Below are 1,118 nucleotides of genomic sequence, written 5' to 3' on the forward strand. Positions count from 1 at the left end.
GCTGCGCTCGAAAGTACCAGCGTCTTAGATGAAGTCGATGATCCGTTAGATATGGTGCTAGATGACCGCACAGCTCGCACCTACAATTTAGATTCTCCTTCTCTTGTTGAACCTACATTTGGTAGTAGACGTGCAGAACGGTCTATTTTGGATGACGATGACTTGATTGCTGATGAAGTTACTGACCTTGTAGAAGAAGATGAAGAGGATGACTACGAGGAAGACGACGAAGACGATTACGAAGAATAACCGTAAACGTTAATTAGTAACGAGTACAGAGTAGTAAGAGCGGAATAAAATCCCAAAAGTAAAGCTAAGGGATTGAGTAAGGAAGAAGTTTCTTTCTCTCCATATCTAACTCTTGAGACCTTAGATATATGTACTAAGTTAAAGCTCTTGCTACTTCCTTGCTAAACAATGTTTCGGTGAAAGTTAATCAAGGCAAAAGAAAATTTTCTTTTGCCTTTTTTATTATTGAATTTTTACTTTTATCTGCCGCACCTGGTAATCTGAACCCAGTTTATTAGCGCAAAAACCAATATCCCGCGATTGATGTGGCTCAATTACTCTTCCCCAATCCAAAGGAGTCACAAGATATTGTGTTGTTCCTTGCTGTTGAAAATTAGCATTCCAAGAATTGTTGATTCTAGCTTGATTAAGATGAAATGTCAGTTGCCAGTTGTTAACCTTGGTATTGCCTGGATTGGTAATTTTTAGCTTGGTACAAACTCCTGTTTTCCAAGTGGAATAAATGTCAGTAGTTACTTGTAGTAGAGGTGTAGACAAAGGAGTTGCTCGGATGGAGGAACTGGGATGGACACTTTTTCTCTGGAGTTGCAACAGAACTAGGGGTTACAGGTTTACGGCTAGAGTTAGAAGATACAAAAGCCTTATCCTTCAAGGGGCGACAATCGCCTCTAAACCCTGCAAGCTAAAGGTTTGGGAGGCACAAACCCCTGGAAAAATGTGTGTGCTTATTGAGAATGAACTGTACAGTTATTAAGCGGCTATCTGTAGGGTACAGTTTAATGGTAAAAAAGAACGGTCTCGTAATTTGACTAAGAGGATGTTTGAAAAGTTGGAAGTTAAGTAAAAAAAGCTCTCAGGGCATAAGCTGT

At 39.8% G+C, this 1,118-nt stretch carries 2 protein-coding genes; one reads left to right on the forward strand and one right to left on the reverse strand.

Translation table 11 applies throughout. The features are described 5' to 3' along the window. Nucleotides 1–249, forward strand: a 249-nt coding sequence (locus tag BV372_RS34920) for a hypothetical protein (protein WP_143845528.1), incomplete at its 5' end; no start/stop codon positions are given. Between the two features lie 222 nt (nucleotides 250–471). Here BV372_RS34920 and BV372_RS34925 read toward each other — a convergent pair. Next, a complete protein-coding gene (locus BV372_RS34925; protein WP_256973651.1) occupies nucleotides 472–786 on the reverse strand; it encodes a cellulose binding domain-containing protein in 315 nt (104 codons plus the stop codon). Nucleotides 787–1,118 lie beyond the last annotated feature (332 nt).

It is taken from the genome of Nostoc sp. T09 (genome assembly GCF_002154695.1).
GTDB lineage: Bacteria > Cyanobacteriota > Cyanobacteriia > Cyanobacteriales > Nostocaceae > Aulosira.